We start from the raw sequence: 16,955 nt of genomic DNA on the forward strand, positions 1-16,955 counted from the left end.
TCAGACCAGCTGCAGCGCGTTCGCGTAATTGGGCTCCATCTCCGCGATGTGGGTCCGGAGGACGGCCTGCAGCGCCGCGAGGTCGCGCTTCTCCACCGCCTCGACGATCTCCAGATGCTCCTGGAACGTCCGCTGCCGATGCAGCCCGAGCTGGGCCGACATGTGGGCGCGCAGCGCGGCGATCCGGCCGGCGACGATGTCGTAGGCCTCGACGAAGAAGTGGTTGCCGCAATGGTCGAAGAAGGCGTTGTGGAAACGCGTGTCGGCATTGGCGTAGGCCAGCGTGTCGTCATTGTCGCGCGCCTTCTCCATCGTCTCGATGGTTCTGGTCAGCGACCTGAGCAGGGCGTCGGGCGCCCGTTCCAGCGCCAGTTCGCCGGCCAGGAGCTCCAGCCGCAGCCGGTATTCCACGATCGCGTGCAGGTCCTCCTTCTCGGGCCGGAAGACGAAGCTGCCGCGGCGCGGCAGGATGGTGATCAGGCCCTGCAGCTGCAGGATCGTCAGCGCCTCGCGCACGGGCGTGCGGCTGACGTCCATCGCCGCGGCGATCTTTTCCTCCGACAGGGCCTCGCCCAGCGAAAGCTCGCGCTTGAGGATGGCGGCCTTCAATCGCTCGGCGACCGTCATGGCCAGCGACTGCGGCCGGTTGATCGGGCTCTTCTTCATCGGGTTGACGTTCTTGTTCGCCTTCAACAGCATCGTCCGTGTCCCCTCCGTCTGACATACCAGATGCAGACTCTAGATGAATTCGCCCCATGGTCCAGCCTCCGTGTCCCGCGCCCGATGATTGACATACAGTACCTCAAAAGGCAAATAGCGGAGGATGATCGGACGGAGGCTTGCGTGACGGGACTGCTGGGACTTGGGGTGCTGGTGAACTGGGGCGGCGTCGTCGCCGAGCAGGAAGACGACTACAATGCATGGCACAGCATGGAGCACATGCCGGAGCGCCTTTCCGTGCCCGGGTTCAGGCGCGGCCGGCGCGCGATCGGCGTGGACGGCACCAGCGACGACCAGAAGTACTTCATGATGTACGAGGCCGAATCGGCGGACGTCTTCGTCTCGCCGCCCTATCTGGCGCGGCTGAACGATCCGACGCCGTGGACGCGGCGAATCCTGTCGGCCTACGTGGCGCCGTCGCGCACGGTCTGCCGGGTGCGGCAGAGCATCGGACGCGGGGTCGGAGGCTGGAACGCGACCGTGCAGTTCGCCGCCCCGCTCGGGCCGGTCGACTGGCTGCCGGCGATCGCCGGGATCCAAGGGGTCCTCGGAGCCCATGTCCTCGACGGCGACACGAACCTCGGCCAGCAGCCGACGGCGGAGAAGGCATTCCGCGAGAGCCGCGGCGCGGCCGACCGCACGGTGGCGGCAGCCATCCTGATCGATGCCTACGATCATCGCGCGGCCGGCATCGCGCTCGCAGCGACGCTCGACCGGCTCGGCGCGGCGGCGACGGGCGCGATCGCCACGCTCTACCAGGTCCAGCACGTCATCGTGCCGGACGACGCCCGGTAGCCGGCGGCATCGGGCGCAGGGGAGGAGACAGTCCATGAGAACACTCGTCACCGGCGGCGGCGGCTTCATCGGCGCCTGGATCCTCCGGGCGCTGGCGCAGGAGGGATTCACGCCCGTCGTGCTCGACCGCGCCGAGGACAGATCGAAGGTCCGCGAGATCGCCGGCCGCGATTTCGCGGACAGCCTGGAATGGGTGACGGCCGACATCGCCGACACCCGCGCCGTGGTCGATGCCGCGCGCGGCTGCGAGCGGATCGTCCACCTCGCCGGACTGCTGACGCCGGCCTGCAAGGCCGACCCGGTGCTCGGCGCGCAGGTCAATCTGATCGGCACGCTGAACGCCTTCCTGGCGGCGCGCGCACACGGCATGCCGTCGGTGATCTACATGAGCAGCGCGGGCGTCTTCGGCCCGGACGGCGGCCCGGAACCGCACCCGACCACGCTCTACGGCGCCTACAAGCTGGCGTCGGAACATTCCGCCCGCGCGTTTCGCGAGGACCACGGCATCGCTTCGATCGGCTTCCGGCCCTATGTCGTCTACGGTCCCGGCCGCGACGGCGGGCTTTCGGCCGGGCCGACGCTTGCCTGTCGCGCGGCGGCGCGCGGCGAGGCCTACACGATGCCGATCACCGGACCGTTCGACATGATCCACGTCGCCGACGTGGCGGCCGCCTTCCTGGCGGCAGTGCGGATGCCGCTCGACGATGCGCATGTCGTCAACCTTCTGGGGCACCCGACGACGGCGGACGACGTCGTCGCGGCGATCGGGCGGGCCGTGCCGGGCGCGCGGATCGACCGTGCCGGCGATCCGCTGCCGATCGCCTGCCCAACCAGCGACGCGACTCTCGACCGGCTCTTTCCGGACTGGCGCCCGATCAGCGTCGAGGACGGTCTTCGCGCGACGATCGACTTCTATCGCGGGCAGGAATGATGACCGGCCGCTTCGCCGGGCAGGTCGCGGTGGTGACCGGCGGCGCGCGGGGGCTCGGCCTGGCGATCTCCCGCCGGCTTGCCTGCGAAGGCGCCTCCGTGATCGTCTGGGACGTGGACGTCGGGGCGCTCGATCCCCGGGATGCGGGCTTCCGGCCGACCGCGGCCGTCACCGTCGACGTGACCCAGCCCGCGGCAGTGGCGGCGGCGATGGCAGACCTCGTGTCGAGGTTCGGGCAGCTCGACATCATGGTCAACAATGCCGGCATCACCGGGCCGGTGGTTCCCGTCGAGCACTACGAACTCGAGGACTGGATGCGCGTCCTGGAGCTCGATCTCACCGCCGTCTTCCTGTGCTGCCGCGCCTGCATCCCGCCCATGAAGGAACGCGGCTACGGCCGCATCGTCAACGTCGCCTCGATCGGCGGCAAGGAGCCGGTGCCGGGTATCTGCGCCTACGGCGCGGCCAAGGCTGGCGTGATCGGCTTCACCAAGTCCATCGCGCGCGAACTCGCCGGCAGCGGCGTATTGGCAAACTGCATCGCGCCGGCCATGGTGGAGACCGATCTCCTGAAGCAGATGACGCCACGCTTCGTCGAGGAGAGCCGGAACAGGATCCCGCTCGGACGCTTCATCACGGCGGAGGAGGTCGCGACCGCGGCTGCCTTCGCGGCCAGCCCCGAATGCTCCTTCGCGACCGGCTTCACCTTCGACGTCTCCGGCGGCCGGGCGACCTATTGAGGAGACCGGACGGGCGCGTCGGCGAGAACAGGGACGAACCCATGGCGGCGGCGGTGAAACGATGAAGACGGGACAGGGCGGGTCGCTGACGACCGGCATCGTGCTGATCCTCGCCGCCGGCCTCACCTTCGCCACGCTGGACAGCCTCGGCAAGCAGATGATGGCGACGCTTCCCGTGCTGCAGGTGCTCTGGGCGCGCTATGCCGTGCACACGCTGCTTTCGACCGGCTATCTGGTCGCGATCACGGGGCCTCGCTTCCTGCGGACGCGCCGGCCGCTGCTGCACGTCCTGCGCGGAATGGCGCTGCTGACCGCGAGCGTCTGCGCCTACGCCGCGCTGGCGCATGTTCCGATCGCCGACGTCACCTCGATCGTCTTCTTCTCGCCCTTCGTCATCACGCTGCTGTCGGTGATCTTCCTGAAGGAGCGCATCGGCCTGCACCGCATCGCCGCCCTGGTCTGCGGCATGGCGGGCGTGATGCTGATCATCCGGCCGGGTTTCGGCGACACGGGCATCCATCATGTCCTGGCGCTCGCGGCCGCCGTCGCGAACGCGGTCTACATCCTGCTGACGCGCCAGCTGGCCGAGCCCGGCGAACGCGAGGCGGCGCAGTTCCACACCACCGCGGCAGGGGCGGTGATCCTGACGCTGGTGGTGATCCCGTCCTGGGTCACGCCCGGCCTCGTCGATGCCGCACTGCTGGTGCTTCTCGGCGCGCTGGCGACCGTCGGGCATTTCATGCTGCTGCGCGGCTTCGCCCACGCCTCGGCGTCGCTGCTGTCGCCCTTCCTCTACGGCCAGGTGGTCTTTGCCGCTCTCTACAGCTGGTACTGGTTCGGCGACCCGCTCGCCCCGACGATGGTGGCCGGCACCGCGATCCTGATGGCCAGCGGCCTCTACGTCTGGTGGCGCGAGAACCGGGCCTGACGGATCAGGCCGGGTCCCAGGCGGGCGACCAGGCGAAGTCGCAGAGCCGCCGATGCTCGTCGAGGCCCGCGATGCGGCGCATCTCCTCGGGATCGAGCTCGAAGTCGAACACGTCGAGATTGGCCCGGATGTTCTCGATCCTGGAGGAGCGCGGGATCGCGGCGACTCCGTCCTGCTGGATCAGCCAGCGCAGCGCCACCTGCCCGGCGGACTTGCCGTGGCGGGCGCCGATGGCGCGCAGCAGCTCCGACTGGAAGACGGCGCCGCGGGCGAGCGGGAGGTAGGCCGTCATCAGCATGCCGGCGTCGCGGACCGCCTTCATGACCCGGGGCTGGGCCATGAACGGATGGTACTCGACCTGATTGGCGAAGAGGTCGGCGCCGTGGATCCGGATCGCCTCGTCGAGCAGCGCCGTGGTGAAATTGCTGACGCCGATCAGCCGGGTGCGGCCTCCGGCGCGTTGCTCCGCGAAGGCTGCGAGCGTCTCGCCGAGCGGCGTCTCGCGGCTCGGCCAGTGCACGAGAAGCAGGTCGACATGATCAAGCTGGAGGCGCTCCAGGCTTTCGGCGGTGCGGGCGGCGACCTTCTCCGGCGCGAGGTTGTCGAACCAGATTTTCGTCGTCACGAAGAGCTCGTCGCGCGCGATGCCGCTGTCGCGGATCGCCTGGCCGACCTCGCGCTCGTTGCCGTAGCGGATCGCGGTATCGATGTGGCGATAGCCGGCCTCGATTGCGGCCCGGATCGCGCGGATGCCGTCGGCCCCCGTCAGCTCGAAGGTTCCGAGGCCGATGGCGGGCACGGACACGCCCTTGATCATCCTGTTCTTCATCGTCCGGCTCCGGTTTCAGTTCCTGAGGATGATCTTGGCGGAGGCGGTGCGCCCGGTGTCGAGATCGCCGAAGGCCTGCGCGCCCTCGCGCATGGGGCGCTGCTCGGTCCAGGAGAGGTCGCCGAAGCGGCCGTGGGCGAGGAGCGCGACCGTCTCGCGGAAATCGGGCATCGAGTAGCAGTAGGAGCCGGCGAAGATGATCTCGCCGAGCGTCATGCGCCGGACGTCGACCCCTTCGGAGCCGGGCAGCAGGCCGAGATGGATGACGACGGCGCCGCGCGCGGCCATCCGGAAGGCGGCCTCGCGCGTGCTGCGGGCACCGACGGCGTCGAAGACGACGTCGACGCTCTGGGCCTGCGGTTCCTCCGCGGCGGGATCGTAGACGTGGAAGGCGGGATCGGCCCGCGCCGCCGTGGCGCGGCGTCCCGGATGCGGCTCGGCGATGGCGATGCGTCCCGTCCCGGAAATGGCGAGCGCCAGCGCGGTGCCGAGGCCGATCGCGCCGCCGCCCAGCACGACGGCGCGCGCGGCGGGCAGCGGACGGCGCATCAGGCGGGCGGCCAGTTGCACCGCGTGATAGGAGACCGCCAGCGGCTCGGCGAGCGCGGCCGTCTCCATCGCCATCGAATCCGGGATCTCGACCAGGTTTTCCTCGGGCACCACGACCCGGTCGGCGAAGGCGCCGGCATGCGGCGGCAGGCCGATGTTGCGCTGGTTCAGGCACAGGTGCTGGGCGCCGGTCTGGCAATTGGCGCAGCGGCCGCAGAACAGGAACGGGTTGACCGCGACGCGGCGTCCGGCAAGGGCGCCCGTCTCGACCACGCCGGCCGCCTCGTGGCCCATGACCATCGGCGGGACGCGGCGCGGATCATGGCCGTGATAGCCGTGCATGTCCGAGCCGCAGATGCCGCAGCTGTCGACCCGGACCACCGCTTCGCCCGGACCCGCGACCGGCTCCGGGAAATCGCGATAATCGAGCGACTCCTTGCCCAGGTAGACGAGCGCTTTCATGCGTGGATTCTCTCGGCCTAGAAGAACAGCGACGGCAGGAAGGTGCTGACGGCCGGCACGTAGGTCACCAGCATGAGCACGAACACGTTGACCAGCAGGAAGGGCAACGATGCGCGCACCAGCTTCCAGAGATCCACCTTGGCGATGGCCGCGCCGACATAGAGGCAGTTGCCGACGGGCGGGGTGACGAGACCGACACCGAGATTGACCACCATCATGGTGCCGAACTGGATCGGATCCATCCCCGACGCCACCGCGACGGGCAGCAGGATCGGCGCGAACAGGATCAGCGCCGGAACGAGATCGATGAACATCCCGACCACCAGCAGGAACAGGTTCATCAACAGAAGGACGAAGACGGGTCCGATGTCGAGTTCGGTAAAGAAGGAGACGAGCGCGGCTGGAAACTGTTCGATCGCCACCACCCACGCGACGACCGATGTGGTCGCCACCACGAAAAGGGGCACGGCGGTGTTCACCGCCGATTCGACCGTGATCCAGAACAGCTGGCGGAACGAGTACTCGCGGTAGACGACGCCTGCGAGAAACAGCGCGTAGACGACGCCGATGACGCCGGCCTCGGTGGCGGTCGTCAGGCCCGTGACGATGGCGCCGAGCAGGAAGACCGGCAGCAGCAGCGACAGGATGGCGCCCTTGAAGGCAGCCCACAATTCGCCCACGGGAGCCCGCCGTTCCGATTGCGGCCAGCCCTTTCGCTTCGCCATGACGTAGACCGTCACCATCAGCAGGAGGCCGACCAGGATGCCCGGCACGAGACCTGCGAGGAACAGCGCGCCGATGGACGTGCCGACGGTGACGCCATAGAGCACCATGGGAATGCTGGGCGGGATGAGGATGCCGATGGTCGAGGAGCAGATGGTGATGGCGCCCGCGTCCTCGCGCGAGTAGCCCTGCTTTTCCATGGCCGGGATCATCAGGCTGCCGACCGCGGCCGTATCCGCGACCGCCGATCCCGAAATGCCGCCGAAGAACATCGACGAGGCGACGTTGACGTGTCCGAGGCCGCCGCGGATGTGGCCGACCAGCGCCGAGGCCAGCCGCACCAGACGCTGCGCGATGGAGGTTTCTCCGGCGAGCGACCCCGCGAGGATGAACAGCGGCACCGCGACCAGCGGGAAGGAGTAGACGCCGTTGACCATCTTGTGCGGGATCTGGGCGATCGGGAAGGTGCCGTCGAAATAGAAGGCGGCCACCGCCGCCGAACCGATCGCGATGGCGATCGGCACGCCGATGAACAGGCAGATGAAGAAGACGACGAAGATCGTGAGGATCATGACGGGCGTCCGGATGCGGTGGGCCTGATGAGCCTGAAGAGGTTCTCGACGCTGCAGGCCGCCATCAGCGCCGCCGAGATCGGCAGGCAGAGATAGAAGTAGCCGCGCGGGATCTTCAGCGCGTCGGACAGGCTGTTCATCGCCTGGGTGACGATCTGCCAGCCATAGACGATCATGACGACGAAGAAGCCGAGGACGATGATTTCCGCGACGATGCACAGGATGCGCGACAGCGGCGCGGGCAGTGCTTCGGCGAGCACCGAGAAGGCGATGTGCCGCTTCTCGTAGAAGGCCACCACGCTGCCCAGGAAGACGATCCAGATGAGCAGCACGTTGGGCACCTCGGTTGCCCAGTACAGCGATTCCTTGAGGACGTAGCGGTAGAAGACGCCCAGCGCCACGCTGGAGACCAGCGTGGCGATGAGCAGTCCAATGACCGCGCGCAGGATCGTGTTGACGCGCCGCACGTGATTACTTCGCCTGCAGAACGGCGTCGATCAGGTCGCGTCCGATGGTGGCTTCGGAGGCCTTGTAGGACTCCTCGGCGCCGGCGCGGAACGATTCCTTGTCGATGTCGCGGATGATCTTCAGACCGCTGGCCTCGAGCTTGCCGACCAGATCCGCGTTGGCCTGGCGTGCCGCGGCGACCTGGATCAGGCTTCCCGCCCGTGCCGCCTCGAGCACGATTTCGCGGGTGTCTTCCGGCAGTTTTTCCCAGTAGCTGCGCGCCAGCACGAACTCGGTCGGGATGTTGGCGTGGCCGGTGAGGCTCATCGTCTTCTGCACCTCGTAGAACTTCGAGGTCCAGATGTTCTCCGGCGGATTCTCCTGAGCGCTGACGACGCCCTGCTGCAGCGCGGAGTAGACCTCCTCGAACGGCAGCGGGGTCGGGTTGGCGCCCCAGGCCTTGAAGGCGGTCAGCCAGGGCTGGACGTTGGGCACGCGGATGTCGAGGCCCTGCAGGTCGGAGGCGTTGCGGATTTCCTTGCCGTTGGTGGTGATGTAGCGGAAACCGAGTTCGCCCCAGGCGAGGACCTTGTAGCCGCGCTCGAACAGGATGTCGTCGAGGCGCTTCTGCACGTCGCTGCCGCTGTGCAGCACGGCGTCGACATGCGCGTCGTCGCGATAGATCATCGGCAGGTTCAGGACGTCGAGGCGCTGGTCGATCTGGCCGTGGCGACCCAGGATCGCGCCGTCCAGCGTGCCGATCTGCATGGATTCGAGATACTCGGTTTCCGTGCCCAGCTGGGCCGCGGGGAACACCTTGACGTCGAACCGGCCCGGCAGCTTCTCCTCGAGCACTTCCTTGAACTTGCCGAGCCAGAGCGCGTAGCTGTGCGCCTCCGGCATATTGTGCGCGATGCGCATGACGATCTTGTCCTGCGCCATGGCGGAACCGGCCGCAAGCGCGATGCCTGCCGACAGGGCAGCCACGAAAACTCTTCTCGAAATGGAACGCATGTCTCTCCTCCAGTGCGGGTCGGATTGCGTCTGCCCGCCGTCGACGCGACGACCGGTCTGCTGCCTCACTCGCGGCACAATCCCGTCCCCATGCTTGGCAAATGAGGTACTGTATGTCAATAAGGTTCGACAGGACCGATCCGGGACGCAGGCGGTGAATGGCCGATGAAGAGACTTTTTTCCCTTTCCTATCTTACGCTTGAGTGCGGTCCGGTCGAGACGGTCGAGCATGCCGCGGCGGCGGGGTACGACCTCGCCGGGGTCCGGATGATCCCGGCCGTGGACGGCGGCCGCGCGTTCCCGCTGTTTGCCGAACCGGGGTTGCTGTCCGACACGATCGCACGATCCCGCGACACCGGCGTCGGCATCCTGGACGTCGAGATCGCGCGCATCGACGGGCGCAACAGCGTGGAGGACTGGCTGCCGATGCTCGAGGCCGCGGCCCGCGTCGGTGCCCGGACCGTGATCGCGGCCGGCGACGATCCGCAGCGTTCGCGCATGACCGACACCTTCGCCGTGCTCTGCGCCGCGGCGGCGCGCTTCGGGCTGACGGTGAACCTGGAATTCACGCCCTGGACGGCGCTGTGCGACGCGCGGATGGCGCTCGAGGTGGTCGAGGCGTCCGGCGCGGACAATGCGGAGGTGCTGATCGACACCATCCACGTCGCCCGCTCCGCGACGACGCTCGCCGACCTTCGGGCCATCCCGGCCTCGCGCATGAGCTACGTCCAGATATGCGACGCGCCGGCCGGTATTCCGGCAAGCCGCGAGGAACTGCTGTTCACCGCCCGGCAGGAGCGCCTGCTGCCCGGCGAGGGCGGCGTCGACATCGAGGAGCAGGTCGCGGCCCTGCCGGCGGGGCTGATCGTCAGCGTCGAGATTCCGAGCCACGCCCGCATCGCTTCTCTCGGTGCACGGGAATGGGCGCGCCGCACGCTCGACGTCTCGCGCGACGCGATGAGGCGTTTCGATGCCGCCCGCCAACAGCCAGCACGGCATCCGGCCTAGATCCGGAGGGACTGCGAGGGAGCCTGCTCATGGAGACCAACCCGGTCGTGGCGCCGACGCGGCTGCCCTTCGACGCCGCGCTGCTCGACGCGCTGATGGACGATGCCAGGCTCGACGTGCTCGTCGTGACGTCGAAGCACAATGTGCAGTATCTGCTCGGCGGCTACCGCTTCTTCATGTTCGACACCATGGATGCCATCGGACTCAGCCGCTATCTCCCCATCCTGGTCTACCCCAGGGGCGCGCCCGACAAGGCCGCCTACATCGCCAATCCGAACGAGCGCTACGAGCAGGAAAGCCGCGGCTTCTGGCCTGCGACGATCATTGCCCGGGCGCGCGGCACGACCGACGCGATGCGTTTCTGCATCGACCATCTGCGCGCCATCGGGGCGGACCGGGGCCGCATCGGCGTCGAGGCCGGCTTCCTGCCGGCCGACGCCTGGGCGCTGATGGCGCGCGACCTCGGTTCCGCGACGCTCGGCGACTGCGTGGAGGTGATGGAGAGCCTGCGCGCGGTCAAGACGCCCGCCGAGCTCGCCCTTCTCCGATCGGCGTCCGAGCGCATCGAGCGGTCGATGCTGGAGACGTTCGCGTCCGTCGCGCCGGGACAGACCAAGGCACGGATCGCCGAGACCCTGCGGCAGCGCGAGGTGGCGAACGGGCTGGTGTTCGACTACTGCCTGATCACCACGGGCCGCAGCCTGAACCGCGCGCCTTCGGCCGACACGATCGGCGACGGCGACATCCTGTCGCTCGATTCGGGCGGCAATCTCGGCGGCTACATCGGCGACATCTGCCGCATGGGCATCCTCGGCGAGCCGACGGCGGAGCTCGTCGACGCGCTGGACCGTATCGACGACATCCAGCAGGCGGCGCGCGCCGCGGTCGCCGCCGGCCGGCAGGGCGCGGACGTCTTCGCCGCGGTCGCCGGCCGCCTGGCGACACCGCGAGAGGGCGCGCTGAGCTTCGTTGCGCATGGCATGGGCCTCGTCAGCCACGAGGCGCCGCGCCTGATGGCCGACGGGCCGATTCCCTATCCCGCGGCGCATCGCGACCGGCCGCTGGCGGCAGGCATGGTGCTGTCGATCGAGACCATATGGCAGCATCCGCGCCTCGGCTTCCTGAAGCTCGAGGACACCGTCGCGGTGACGCCGGAGGGGTGCGAAGGCTTCGGCGACGCTCATCGCGGCTGGAACCGCGCTGGCGCATAGACCTCACGCGCCGGCCTGCCCCGTCCGGACAGCACCGTCAGGCCTGGCCCATGTCGTGCGACGTCAACTCGTAGGCAAGGCTGTAGGTGATGCTGCGCGGCTCGATGAAGCCGCAGGCACTCGCCGCGATCGCAGCCTCGATCCCGCCGATCGCCGATTCGAGCTCCATCCGGCCGCTGCCCTCGGTGATGACCACCGCATCGAAACCGCGCTCGGCCATCTCGGGCCTCAGTTCCGTCTCGCGGGTTCGCACGCCCGAAACCTCGGTGCGCGCCAGGCCGACATGGGCTCCGCAGACGCCCTTGATCGCGAGGATGCTCTCGACCAGCGCCTGCGCACCGCCGCGCGCGACCGGATCGCCCGCTCCCTCCGCGAAGACGAGCCGCGTCGTGGCGACGGCCCCCCCGTCACCGCGCCCTGCCGAGGCGACGCGTTCGCACGCCACGCGCAGGAAGTTGCGGAAGGCCGGCTGCAGCCTGTTGCTCCAGGGCGTCGGGTCGTTGAGCCGCGCCAGATAGGCCGGTGAGCGAAACACCTCGACATCGCGACCGGTATAGATCGTTCCGTACCGATAGCGGTCGAGGTCGTGGTTCATGAGGCGCTTGCCGACCAGGAAGCCCGGGATCGAGAGGCGCTCCGGCATATGCTCGCGCGTGTGCCACTCGGTGTACTCACTCTGCATGTCCGGGACGATGTCGTGCCACATCACCAGAAAGCCGTCACCCAAAAGCGCCATGACATCTCCTTGCCGTCGCGGTGAAATCTAGGGTACTGTATGTTAGTTTTCGCGTTTACCGCAGTCCGCGATGCCGGGCCAGTCTTTTGTCGGAACGGGGCGTCTCAACCCGTCCGGCATGCCGCCGCAAGCAAGGGGCCGAACATGACGACCGCACCAGTCTTCGTCCTCAACGGCCCCAACCTCAACCGCCTGGGCACCCGCGAGCCCGAGATCTACGGCAGGACAACGCTGGCGCAGGTCGAGGCCATGTGCCGCGCGGCGGCGGGTGGCATGCCCGTGGAATTCCGGCAGTCGAACCGGGAAGGCGACATCATCGACTGGGTGCATGAGGCGATCGACCGCCCCGCGGCCGGCATCGTCATCAACCCGGCGGCGTTCAGCTTTACCTCGATCGCCATCCTCGATGCGCTGAAGATGTTTCCGCGCCCGATCATCGAGCTGCACATCTCCAACATCCACCGCCGTGAGGAGATCTACCACCGCTCGCTGGTCTCCCGTGTCGCCACCGCCGTGATCGCCGGGCTGGGACCGAGCGGCTATGGCATCGCGATCACGGCCATGCGGGAACTGGTCGGCGTCGATGCGGCGGCCGGGCCGGCGAGCGGCACGGACGACCGCGCTCCGGCCGGGGACCGGCCCTGACCGGAGCGCGGTTGTCGGAGCCGCGCCCGTTCCCGCAGCGTCGCTTCGCGCCGAAGCCGGGTGTTTCCCCGCCCAGGGGAGCGGACGCCGGTCCGGGCAGGCTCAGCGGGGCAGGCGGGACCCGTAGAGCGCTTCGGCCTCGTCGAGAGACGGCATGGCGGGTGCCGTCCCACGGCGGGTGACGGAGATGCCGGCAACGGCGCAGCCGAAGCGGGCGGCCTCGACCGGCGGCAGGCCGCGCGCCAGACCGACGGCGAAGCCGCCGTTGAAGGCGTCGCCCGCCCCGGTCGTCTCCAGCACCGGCCCTGCGGAATAGGCCGGGACGACTTCGGAAACGCCCTTGCCGTGCACGAGCGCGCCGCGCTCGCCGAGCGTGATCGCCGCCATGCCGACGCCGCGCGCCAGGAGCACGTCGCCGGCCCGGCGCGCATCGTCGAGCGTGACGACCGCGATGCCCGTCATGTCCCCGGCCTCGGTCTCGTTGGGGGTCATGTAGTCGCAGAGCGGGTAGATCGCATCGGGCAGCGGCGCGGCGGGCGCGGTGTTGAGGATGGTGACGACGCCCGCGCCCTTCGCGACGGCGAGTGCGGCATGCGCCGCCTCGATGGGCTGCTCGAGCTGGGTGACGAAGACGGACGCGCCCTCGATCAGGTCGCGGTTGGCCGCGATGTCGGCCGGCGAGATCAGCCGCGCGGCGCCGGGGCTGACGATGATGGCGTTGTTGCCGGTCGCCTCCTCCAGGAAGATGTAGGCGGCGCCGGTGTAGCTCTCCGGCGTGACGATGACGCGCGGCGTGACGCCGGCCGCCTCCCAGGTGTTCATCGCCATGGCCGCGAAATCGTCGGCGCCGAGGCGCGTCAGCATCGTGACGGGAGCCCCGAGCTTGCCGATGGCCACGGCCTGGTTGGAGCCCTTGCCGCCGGGCCCGAGCGAGAAGCCGCTGCCGAGGATGGTCTCGCCCAGGCGCGGCTGGCGGGCGGCGCGGTAGGCGGTGTCGGCGACGAAGACGCCGAGGACGACGATGGGTTTCATGGCGTCCGACCTCAGACCGTGTGGATCAATCGAGGATGCGAAATCGTGCCCACGGAAATCCTCGAGAATCCTGGCTCAAGCTGCGCGGAAGCGGGCATTCTTTCACATCCTCTCAGGCGTCCGGCGCGATCACGCCCTTGCGGAAGGCGAAGCAGCCGTAGAAGCGGCGTTCGTGGGTCTGGATGACGCAGTAGGCCTTCTTGGCCCGTTCGTAGAAGGCGTAGCGCTCGACCGAGATCATCGGCCAGGACCTGCCCTCGGCGGCGTCGATCTCGGCCTGGACCTCGGCGGCGACGGGCAGGATCTCGGCCGGCGCGCCGACCACCTCCATGCGGGCGGCGGCATCGTCGACGAAGGTGTCGAGCGGATAGACCGACAGGATCGCCCGCACGGCGCGGGCGGCCGGCGCGTCGATGCGCAGCACCGTGCCGAGGACCGTCTGCCGCGCGACGGAATCGGAGGGGAAGTTGGTGTCGGCGACGATCAGGTCGTCGCCGTGCCCCATCGCGCGCAGGGCGCGAAGCACGTCGGCATTGAGAAGCGGGTCGATACCCTTCAGCATGGTCTGTCCTCCGGCATGGCTTTCGATGGGTGCCTCAGATGCGCCGGCCCGTCTCGCGATCGAACACGTGCACCAGCTCGGCCCGCGGCCTGAGGCGGATCACGTCGCCCGGACGGATGACGTGGCGCTCGCGGAACAGGGCCGTGAGTTCGGTCGCGCCGTGGCGCACGAAGACGAGCGTCTCCGAGCCGGTCGGCTCGACCACGGAGACCGTCGCCTCGAAGCCGTCCGGCGAAAGGTCGAAATGTTCGGGACGGACGCCGCAGGTGACCTTGCGGCCCGCCGCGAGTGCGGTCCCCGCCGGCACCGGCAGCGCGAGGTCGCCGACCGTCACGCCCGCGCCCGAGGCCACGCCGTCGAGCAGGTTCATGGCGGGCGAGCCGAGGAAGCCGGCGACGAAGGTGTTGACGGGACGGTCGAACAGGTCGAGCGGCGCGCCGATCTGCTCGACATGGCCGCCCTGCATGACGACGATCCGGTCGGCCATGGTCATGGCCTCGACCTGGTCGTGCGTCACGTAGACGGTGGTGACCTTGAGCCGCTGGTGCAGTTCCTTGATCTCGGTGCGCATGTTGACGCGCAGCTTGGCGTCGAGGTTCGACAGCGGCTCGTCGAACAGGAACACCTGCGGGTCGCGCACGATGGCGCGGCCCATGGCCACGCGCTGGCGCTGGCCGCCCGACAGCTGGCGCGGATAGCGGTCGAGATACGGCTCGAGGCCGAGGATCGCCGCCGCCCGGTTCACCCGCGCGGCGATCTCGGCGCGGTCGAGCCGGCGCAGCTTCAGGGCGAAGGCCATGTTCTGGCGCACGGTCTTGTGCGGGTAGAGCGCGTAGTTCTGGAACACCATCGCGATGTCGCGCTCGGCCGGCGCGAGATGGTTGACCACGCGGCCGCCGATCTCGATGGTGCCGGAGGTGATGCCCTCCAGCCCCGCGATCATGCGCAGGAGCGTGGACTTGCCGCAGCCCGACGGACCGACGAGGACGACGAACTCGCCGTCGGGGATGTCGATGGACACGCCGTGGAGGACTTCGAGTGCCTCGTACGCCTTGCGAACGTCGCGGACGACAACCTTGGCCATCGGCCCTCCCAAGCCGCGGAATGCTTCTCCCGCGACAGACGTATCGGACGCCGAAGGGACTGTCCATGAGGACGGCGAAGTGTTTTTTCCGTCCGATTGACAGCCATCCTTCGTCGGCCCTAGGCTCTCGCGCGCTCCGAATTCGAACGGTTTCGTGTCCGGCGCGAGCGGTTCCGCACGGGAGAGAGGCCGGGGTCCGGCCTGCGGTCGTTCGCAACGTCCGGCATGATCGCCCTCGCATTCCCGGCGCTTGCGCGCGCCCGCCGGGCGCACATGGGAGGAAGATCAATGAGAGTGGAAGTCTATGCCGAGCTGATGGCGCGCCACGCGAGCCGTCGGTCGATCCTTCGCGGCCTGGCCAGCACGGCCGCCGTGGCGGCCCTGTCGCCGTCGATGCTTGCGGCGACGACGCCGCAGGCGCGCGCCCAGGCCGATCTCCGCAAGCAGATTCTCGCCATTCCCGGCGTCGGCAAGGGCTCGCCGACGGACGCGGACTGGCAGAAGGTCGGCGAGCTCTGCCTCGCCGCCACCAAGGCGTCGGTGAAGGAAGGTGAGTTCGCGGGCGTCGAGCTGACCTTCATGGGGCTCAACAACCAGAACCTGCACAATTTCCTGTTCCGCGGCTTCCTGCGGCCTTGGGAGGCCTATACCGGCGCCAAGATCAACTGGATCGACCTCGCCCAGGCCGACTACAATGCGCGCCTGCAGCAGTCGATCGCGACCGGCACGGTCGATTTCGACATCCTGGAGATGGGCGCGCCCTTCGAGGGCGACACCGCCGGCAAGGGCCTGCTCGACGAGATGCCCGACTGGGTGCCGGCCCTGATCGAGGCCGACGACCTCGTGAACTACCTCAAGGCGCCGGTCGGCACCTGGGCGGGCAAGAGCTACCGCATCACCATCGACGGCGACTGCCACACCTTCGCCTACCGCAAGGACTATTTCGGCGAGGGCTCGATCTCGGGCATGGCCAATCCGCCCAAGACCTGGGAGGAGGTCAACGCCGCCTCGAAGGCGCTCGTCGGCAAGACCGACCCGCTGACCGGCCAGCCCGCGCACGGCTTCCTCGACCCGCTGAAGGGCTGGGGCGGCTTCGGCTTCTACTTCCTGGAGGATCGCGCGACCGCCTATGCCAAGCATCCGGACGATCCGGCCTGGCTGTTCGATCCCGAGACGATGAAGCCGCGCGTCAACAACCCGGCCTTCGTCCGCGCCATCCAGGAGGTCATGGACCTGATCGCGACGCCGGGCGCCTATCCGGCCGACCAGATCAACGCCGATCCGGGCACGACCGCCTTCTCGCAGTTCCTCGCCGGCACCGGCTCGATGCTGACCTGGTGGGGCGACGTCGGCTCGTCGGCCCGCACCTCCGACACCTCGGTGGTGGGCGACGTCACCGGCTTCGGCATCCTGCCTGGCGCCAACCAGGTCTACAATTCCAGGACCGGCGCCTGGGAGGACAAGTACAACGAGGCCCCGAACATGGCCTATATCGGCTGGGGCATCTACGTGACGTCGCGGGTCTCCGGTGACGAGAAGAGGCGCAAGGCCGCCTGGTCGGCCGCCGCGCATCTCGGCGGCAAGGACCTCTCCTTGTGGACGGCTGCCTATCCGTCCGGCTTCCAGCCCTACCGCAATTCGCATTTCGACTTCGCGGAGTGGGAGGCGGCCGGCTACGACCGTGCCTATGTCGAGGACTATCTCGGCTCGAACGCCGACAGCTACAACCACCCGAACGCCGCCATCGAGCCGCGCATCCCCGGCATCTTCCAGTACTACTCGATCGCCGAGGACGAACTGGCGAAGGGCTATGCGGGCCAGTACAAGTCGGCGCAGGAGACCGCCGACGCGATCGCGGCGGCCTGGGAGAAGCTGACCGACCAGATCGGCCGCGACAGCCAGATCGCGCTCTACAAGGCCTCGCTCGGCATGTGAGCCGGGACGCTCGACAGCACTGCCGGCGGCGC

Annotated in this window: 18 protein-coding genes; 8 read left to right on the top strand and 10 right to left on the bottom strand. The window is 68.7% G+C overall.

Translation table 11 applies throughout. The features are described from left to right. Entirely contained in the window at nucleotides 1-699 is a 699-nt protein-coding gene (locus tag IAI54_RS23995) for a GntR family transcriptional regulator (protein ID WP_187969572.1), read from the bottom strand. Between the two features lie 144 nt (nucleotides 700-843). On the opposite strand from IAI54_RS23995, the gene IAI54_RS24000 reads away from it, so the two are divergent. From IAI54_RS24000 to IAI54_RS24015, 4 genes are all read left to right on the top strand, one after another. Next, nucleotides 844-1,515: a hypothetical protein gene (locus IAI54_RS24000; RefSeq protein WP_187969573.1), complete on the top strand. Its 672-nt coding sequence runs from the start codon at nucleotides 844-846 to the stop codon at nucleotides 1,513-1,515. 34 nt (nucleotides 1,516-1,549) lie between these two features. Then, complete coding sequence (locus tag IAI54_RS24005; RefSeq protein ID WP_187969574.1) at nucleotides 1,550-2,446, top strand: NAD-dependent epimerase/dehydratase family protein; 897 nt, start codon at nucleotides 1,550-1,552, stop codon at nucleotides 2,444-2,446. Beyond that, nucleotides 2,446-3,186 (top strand): SDR family NAD(P)-dependent oxidoreductase, encoded by a 741-nt coding sequence (locus IAI54_RS24010; RefSeq protein ID WP_187973329.1) that lies wholly within the window; start codon nucleotides 2,446-2,448, stop codon nucleotides 3,184-3,186. The genes IAI54_RS24005 and IAI54_RS24010 overlap by 1 nt, the downstream gene beginning before the upstream one ends. A gap of 61 nt (nucleotides 3,187-3,247) precedes the next feature. Further along, on the top strand, nucleotides 3,248-4,114 hold the full coding sequence (locus IAI54_RS24015; RefSeq protein WP_187969575.1) for a DMT family transporter: 867 nt from the start codon (nucleotides 3,248-3,250) through the stop codon (nucleotides 4,112-4,114). Between the two features lie 4 nt (nucleotides 4,115-4,118). On the opposite strand, the gene IAI54_RS24020 is transcribed toward IAI54_RS24015, so the two are convergent. The 5 genes from IAI54_RS24020 to IAI54_RS24040 are packed head-to-tail and all read right to left on the bottom strand — an operon-like array spanning nucleotide 4,119 to nucleotide 8,683. Beyond that, entirely contained in the window at nucleotides 4,119-4,943 is an 825-nt protein-coding gene (locus IAI54_RS24020) for an aldo/keto reductase (RefSeq protein ID WP_187969576.1), read from the bottom strand. A 15-nt stretch (nucleotides 4,944-4,958) separates the two neighbouring features. After that, nucleotides 4,959-5,954, bottom strand: coding sequence for a zinc-dependent alcohol dehydrogenase (locus IAI54_RS24025; RefSeq protein WP_187969577.1), 996 nt, complete (start codon nucleotides 5,952-5,954; stop codon nucleotides 4,959-4,961). A 17-nt stretch (nucleotides 5,955-5,971) separates the two neighbouring features. After that, nucleotides 5,972-7,249 carry a TRAP transporter large permease gene (locus tag IAI54_RS24030; protein ID WP_187969578.1) on the bottom strand — a complete coding sequence of 426 codons (1,278 nt, stop codon included), beginning with the start codon at nucleotides 7,247-7,249 and terminating at the stop codon, nucleotides 5,972-5,974. After that, the gene (locus IAI54_RS24035; RefSeq protein WP_187969579.1) at nucleotides 7,246-7,716 is read right to left on the bottom strand and encodes a TRAP transporter small permease; all 471 of its coding nucleotides are present in this window, start codon (nucleotides 7,714-7,716) and stop codon (nucleotides 7,246-7,248) included. Before IAI54_RS24035 ends, IAI54_RS24030 begins: the two co-directional genes overlap by 4 nt. A gap of 4 nt (nucleotides 7,717-7,720) precedes the next feature. Continuing rightward, nucleotides 7,721-8,683: a TRAP transporter substrate-binding protein gene (locus IAI54_RS24040; protein WP_187969580.1), complete on the bottom strand. Its 963-nt coding sequence runs from the start codon at nucleotides 8,681-8,683 to the stop codon at nucleotides 7,721-7,723. Between the two features lie 192 nt (nucleotides 8,684-8,875). On the opposite strand from IAI54_RS24040, the gene IAI54_RS24045 reads away from it, so the two are divergent. Both IAI54_RS24045 and IAI54_RS24050 read left to right on the top strand, forming a co-directional pair. Then, complete coding sequence (locus IAI54_RS24045; protein ID WP_187969581.1) at nucleotides 8,876-9,718, top strand: sugar phosphate isomerase/epimerase family protein; 843 nt, start codon at nucleotides 8,876-8,878, stop codon at nucleotides 9,716-9,718. 29 nt (nucleotides 9,719-9,747) lie between these two features. Beyond that, complete coding sequence (locus IAI54_RS24050; protein ID WP_187969582.1) at nucleotides 9,748-10,929, top strand: M24 family metallopeptidase; 1,182 nt, start codon at nucleotides 9,748-9,750, stop codon at nucleotides 10,927-10,929. A 37-nt stretch (nucleotides 10,930-10,966) separates the two neighbouring features. On the opposite strand, the gene IAI54_RS24055 is transcribed toward IAI54_RS24050, so the two are convergent. Further along, entirely contained in the window at nucleotides 10,967-11,665 is a 699-nt protein-coding gene (locus IAI54_RS24055) for a hypothetical protein (RefSeq protein ID WP_187969583.1), read from the bottom strand. 144 nt (nucleotides 11,666-11,809) lie between these two features. Between IAI54_RS24055 and IAI54_RS24060 the strand changes: the two genes are divergently transcribed. After that, complete coding sequence (locus IAI54_RS24060) at nucleotides 11,810-12,310, top strand: type II 3-dehydroquinate dehydratase (RefSeq protein WP_187969584.1); 501 nt, start codon at nucleotides 11,810-11,812, stop codon at nucleotides 12,308-12,310. A gap of 102 nt (nucleotides 12,311-12,412) precedes the next feature. Here the strand turns inward: IAI54_RS24060 and IAI54_RS24065 are convergent, their stop codons facing one another. From IAI54_RS24065 to IAI54_RS24075, 3 genes are all read right to left on the bottom strand, one after another. After that, the gene (locus IAI54_RS24065) at nucleotides 12,413-13,342 is read right to left on the bottom strand and encodes a ribokinase (protein WP_187969585.1); all 930 of its coding nucleotides are present in this window, start codon (nucleotides 13,340-13,342) and stop codon (nucleotides 12,413-12,415) included. Nucleotides 13,343-13,454: 112 nt separating this feature from the next. After that, nucleotides 13,455-13,904, bottom strand: a complete 450-nt coding sequence (locus tag IAI54_RS24070; RefSeq protein WP_187969586.1) for an RbsD/FucU family protein — start codon at nucleotides 13,902-13,904, stop codon at nucleotides 13,455-13,457. A gap of 34 nt (nucleotides 13,905-13,938) precedes the next feature. Continuing rightward, nucleotides 13,939-14,988 carry an ABC transporter ATP-binding protein gene (locus tag IAI54_RS24075; protein WP_187969587.1) on the bottom strand — a complete coding sequence of 350 codons (1,050 nt, stop codon included), beginning with the start codon at nucleotides 14,986-14,988 and terminating at the stop codon, nucleotides 13,939-13,941. Nucleotides 14,989-15,276: 288 nt separating this feature from the next. Here IAI54_RS24075 and IAI54_RS24080 point away from each other — a divergent pair, with 288 nt between their 5' ends. Beyond that, nucleotides 15,277-16,923, top strand: coding sequence for an extracellular solute-binding protein (locus IAI54_RS24080; RefSeq protein ID WP_187969588.1), 1,647 nt, complete (start codon nucleotides 15,277-15,279; stop codon nucleotides 16,921-16,923). The last annotated feature ends 32 nt before the right edge of the window (nucleotides 16,924-16,955 follow it).

The sequence above is a fragment of the Aquibium microcysteis genome (genome assembly GCF_014495845.1).
In the GTDB taxonomy this organism is placed as follows: Bacteria; Pseudomonadota; Alphaproteobacteria; order Rhizobiales; family Rhizobiaceae; genus Aquibium; species Aquibium microcysteis.